Origin of the sequence: Cupriavidus sp. WS (assembly GCF_000395345.1) — a bacterium.
GTDB lineage: Bacteria > Pseudomonadota > Gammaproteobacteria > Burkholderiales > Burkholderiaceae > Cupriavidus > Cupriavidus basilensis_B.
On record NZ_AQPL01000409.1, the window covers coordinates 1 to 4,287 of the forward strand.

General features: G+C 62.2%; 5 protein-coding genes. 1 reads left to right on the plus strand and 4 read right to left on the minus strand.

The annotated features are described in order from the left end of the window. Window positions 1-30 precede the first annotated feature (30 nt). Both K206_RS0128715 and K206_RS0128720 read right to left on the minus strand, forming a co-directional pair. On the minus strand, window positions 31-1,260 hold the full coding sequence (locus tag K206_RS0128715; protein WP_231401702.1) for a type II toxin-antitoxin system HipA family toxin: 1,230 nt from the start codon (window positions 1,258-1,260) through the stop codon (window positions 31-33). A gap of 47 nt (window positions 1,261-1,307) precedes the next feature. Further along, on the minus strand, window positions 1,308-1,619 hold the full coding sequence (locus tag K206_RS0128720) for a helix-turn-helix domain-containing protein (protein ID WP_029044204.1): 312 nt from the start codon (window positions 1,617-1,619) through the stop codon (window positions 1,308-1,310). A 406-nt stretch (window positions 1,620-2,025) separates the two neighbouring features. On the opposite strand from K206_RS0128720, the gene K206_RS41960 reads away from it, so the two are divergent. Further along, window positions 2,026-2,250 carry a hypothetical protein gene (locus tag K206_RS41960; RefSeq protein ID WP_231401704.1) on the plus strand — a complete coding sequence of 75 codons (225 nt, stop codon included), beginning with the start codon at window positions 2,026-2,028 and terminating at the stop codon, window positions 2,248-2,250. Window positions 2,251-2,990: 740 nt separating this feature from the next. On the opposite strand, the gene K206_RS0128725 is transcribed toward K206_RS41960, so the two are convergent. Continuing rightward, window positions 2,991-3,323, minus strand: a complete 333-nt coding sequence (locus K206_RS0128725) for a hypothetical protein (RefSeq protein ID WP_020205810.1) — start codon at window positions 3,321-3,323, stop codon at window positions 2,991-2,993. Between the two features lie 349 nt (window positions 3,324-3,672). Beyond that, entirely contained in the window at window positions 3,673-3,972 is a 300-nt protein-coding gene (locus K206_RS0128730; protein WP_020205811.1) for a hypothetical protein, read from the minus strand. Window positions 3,973-4,287: the final 315 nt, after the last annotated feature.

Here is a 4,287-nt window from a genome sequence, read left to right on the forward strand (position 1 = left end):
TGAATTTTCAAACAGGCTCTGAGAGCCGGGTCAGGGGTTTCCGACCAGCCACTCGCTGTAGGCGAAGGCGGCCCGAGCCTCGGCAATCAGCCCGTCCAGCCTGGCGGCGTCCTCCATGATCGGCCCCGCCGCCGCACGCAGCATCGGCTCCCAGTTCGTGGCCACGAGCGCGGCCGTCGCCTGCAACCAGGCGCCCGCCGCGTCGGCATCCACCCCGAAATGGCCCGCCGCGGCGGTCAGCCGCGGCACCCCGGTACGGGCCGTGCCGTCGGCGTTGGTGGCCATGGACAATCCGGGGCCGTCGGCGAGCGGCCGCGGCATTCCAGTCATGGCGGGCGTGATGTCGAACGCCGGCGCCAGCCGCCAACCGCGTTTGGCATGGCCGTCATGCAGCAGGCCGTGGTTTAGCGGGTGATCGTCGACGTTGCCGACCAGGGCGTTGAAGGCCATGCGCTGCCACAGCTCGCGCAGCAGCGCGCCCAAGTCGTCGCGCCCCCTCGCCCACACGCGCACGGCATCGCCAAGGTTCAGGTAGGAGCGCTGCGGATCGCCCCTGACCGCGTCCAAGGGGAGTCGCAGCACCGTGTGGGCACTGGCGAACAGGCGGCGCTGCGGGCGATACGGATCTCCCGCGCGGTCAAACCGTTCGACCAGCAAGACTTGGTGCGAGCCGAAGGTGTGCAGCACCACTGGTGCCACGTCCAGCCCCGCCATGTTCGCCAGGCGCATCGTCACGAACTCGCGGGCCGGCATGGCCGGCCGGTCGCCGCGGTCCTGCATCTTCGCCAGCCAGAGGCGGCCTTCATGCACCAGGGTCGCCTTCGGGCGCTCCCCGCCCGCGCTGGTGTCCAAGTCCTCGTTGAGCCGGCGCAGCGCTCGGTTGGCTGGCGCGGCCGCGTCCAGCTCTTCAGCGATGGACTTCAGTTCCTCCAGGCCCTTGGGCCGCCAGGCCAGCTTGCGGTCCATGTCGACGCAGACCTCAATGGCCCCGACGCCATCCGGGACCCCGCGCTCGAGCAGCTCGAGGGGGCTCAGCTCGGTACCCGCATGCGCATGCAGGCGGTCCGCACCGTAGCCCGCCGGCTTAGCATCGCGGATCACGCCAGGGAGACCGTCGGCGGCAGAAATGGCGATACCGCGGGCACTGCGCACGAGGCGAAGCGCCACCGGATCCAGGGGGAGCGCGTCGCCGCGCGCAAGATAGTCGGGCCGATAGTTGAACCGGGCGGTGCGCTCGACCGTGAGATCGGCGGCATGCAATGGCGTGTCGCTCCCTGGCAGCCAGGTCCAGACAGGCACCGTCGGCATCAGCGGCCAACCCGCCGTTCGGCAAACGGAATGGCCTCAGGGTCGCGGTGTGGATCGAGCACCTCGTCCACCTGGCCCAGCAAGTGCAGGCCTTGCAGGACCTTGAGCAGGTTGCCAATTGACACGCCGTCGGCGCCCTCCTCCAGCGATCGCAGCGTCGAGGGCGACACATCCGACAGGCTGGCGAGTTGCTCTTGCGTCATTTCCCGCAGTCTCCGCGCGAGGATCAGGCGCTTCCCCAAGCGCTCCAGGGAGCTCTTGACCAAGACAGGGGTGTGCTTCGGCGAGCGACGCGGTGGAATCGATGGCATGGTTCAAAAATAGGGGTTATTCGCCATAATATCAACAAAAAACTTTAGAAAATTGTTGTCCTTATGCGGATGCGATTCAAACACATCACTTCTTGGCTGCGGGAGGGACTCCCCCCGCACTGCCCCGCGGCACCGGCCAGCTGACCGCAGCATGCTGCCGAGCCGACCTCAATGCAAGGAGCGCGCTGGCGCCGGCGGGGTCGGCCAGGCTGGCTGGGATCTTCGACGCCGCGGATTGCCTGCACGCACCTGGCAGGCTGCCACACGCTAGGTCTGCAGCGACCTCGAAACGGAGACGAGCGCTGGCCATGGAGGGCGGCTGACGACCCGAAGGCGACCTTCAGTATTGCCAACAGCGGTCGTTCAAGCGCTAAATTAACAGGCTCGTAGTAGCTAGATAACGAGGGTGAAATTGCCTAAAAAATATGAGATTTGGCAAGCCATTGCTGGAGATGGGTCTTCGCAGACAGGCCTTCTTTGGGAGGGGCAGCCCAGCATTGAGGACGAAGTCAGCCGCGGTTTGTGGGAGGGCACGCCCGTTCTGTTGGTCACCTTTGAAGCCGATAGCTATGAAGAGGCCTGCCAAAAGTACAACGATCATTTTGGTTGGGGTAAATACCATCCAATGTGATTTCGCCATTGCGGCGAAGAAGGCATGTGCCTAAGCCTCCAGCGGCTGCTAGTGGCCGGTCTCTGCCTGCCGGATGACGGTTGCCATGGCCCGCCGGCTCTAACCGACCCGAAGCTGACGCCAATGCGGCCGACAGCAGGCGCTCAGAATCTTTGTCCAGACGAGAAAACCCGCTCGCCCGCACCGCCGTTCATGGTCAAAGTGAGGTAGAGTGACTCCGGCCCAGCGTGCCGCTGTTCGTGGAGTGTTGGTACTGTATGAATATCCATTTCGCCTTAACAGCACTCGTGCGGGATGCAGGCCGCGATCCATGCGCCGATGTTAGGGAGACAGGTGGCGGTGTTACACAGCAACGCTGTTTTCCTAAAACCAAGTTAGAACGTATGCGCACACTGTAACTTTTAAACCACAAAGGAGAGCATTCATGGCACTTAAACCAGGGCCAAAGCCGATAGCAGAATCAACAGGGAAACCGGATCAGCGCCGCCGTGATAACAAAACCACACCAGGGAATACACCGTCCCTCAAACCTAGCAAATCTAGCAATCCGCCAAAAAATAAATGACAGGGGGCTCTCGTTAATTTGCCCTTCTAACCCGGCAGTCGATCGGACCTGCGCGAAATGCCGCGCAGGCCGCTCACTTCGACGTTGGATGACAGCTCTTGGCCGATGATCCGACTGGCTGCTTCTGGCCGAAATAAGACATCCGCTACCCTTTCCTTCCCCACATAAAGCGCCCTCACGGAAGCCTGGCCCGCTGCCCGTCCCACCACGTGGGAGGCAGCTTGACAAACCCCTCCCCATCCTTCGCATTGAAGTCATAGCGGACACGGTCATCGATCCAAAGCAGGCGAGGAACGTCGGGATCCAGATAGGTGCGCTCCGCCAGCATTTCGCCACTGCGGGCATCGTAGAGCCGACATACCACGCCCCATTCACGCGGCAGGTAGCATGTCTCGCCGGTGTAACTCCCGACCGTCTCGCTCCGGCATTCTCGCGCGCCCGACCTGTTTAGTGCGTCATAGCAATATGGCAGGCTCGCCAGCATTGCGACCAACAGAGTGCCAAGCATGAACAGGTGCTTCCGCCGCTGCCTTGTGCTGTTCACAGATCAAGCCCCACAACTAGCGGCCCAGGCCATTGCCTCCGCCTTGCAACTCTCCTTCTTCTTCCACGACCACGGCAATAGCAGACCTTGCATGTAGTAAGGAAGCGGCTCGTTTCCGTTCTCTATCTTTCCGTCCTCCGACTCGGCGCACGATTTTTGAATTAACGCGCGAGTGGCTACGGAAATGAATCAGTAAAGTCCGAATCTAGATGAAATTCCTTCTTGACTGTACCAATTGGGGTCAAATTCATGCCGGGACTGCAAGGCACTAACCAGCCTTGCAGCCCCCTTCCTAAAAATCAACGCTGGCGCGTCAACTATTACCCTCGACGCTGCGCCCTTCACCGCCCAGCGCAGCAAGCTCACTCAATACCGCCGTCTCATGCGCAAGCCCAGCGGCCAGCGCCAGGAGACGGCTCTGCCCTTCCCTCGCGATATGGCTGGCGCAAGTCGAGCCGTCAACCTGCTCGCTGGCCGCCACCAGCAACGCATTCAACTGCGCCGCTTTCTCCGCGGCCAGACTCAAGGGATTTTCGGAAGGTGCATGCGCGGTGACAAACATGTCCGCGCCGGTATGTTCGGCGGTGATGCCGTAGGCAGTGTGCTTACGCATGGGACGCCCTCCTTTGTGGAGTGCGCATGCACAGGATGATGGCGAAAAGACTGGAAAACGCTGGTTGCCCGGAACGGGCGAACAGGACTCGGGGCATGTTAGTGCCTCCTCTTGGGCGATTTCGATCGACAAGCCGCCTGGCGGCGGCTGCTCGCCCTTTTGGTCCGGGCTGTCAAACCCGGTCGCTGTGGTTGCAGCAACGAAGGAAGGATACCTTGGCCTGAATCAACCCTGAAGCCGTCTACTAGCTTTTGAGAATTCAGGACATAGGGTTAGCCGGCCCACAACCCGGTACCGGCCACCCCCCCCCCCCCC

Coding starts and splice junctions, on each gene's coding strand:
- K206_RS0128730 (WP_020205811.1), bottom strand. CDS start 3,972: ATGCGTAAGCACACTGCCTACGGCATCACCGCCGAACATACCGGCGCG.
- K206_RS0128725 (WP_020205810.1), bottom strand. CDS start 3,323: ATGCTTGGCACTCTGTTGGTCGCAATGCTGGCGAGCCTGCCATATTGC.
- K206_RS0128720 (WP_029044204.1), bottom strand. CDS start 1,619: ATGCCATCGATTCCACCGCGTCGCTCGCCGAAGCACACCCCTGTCTTG.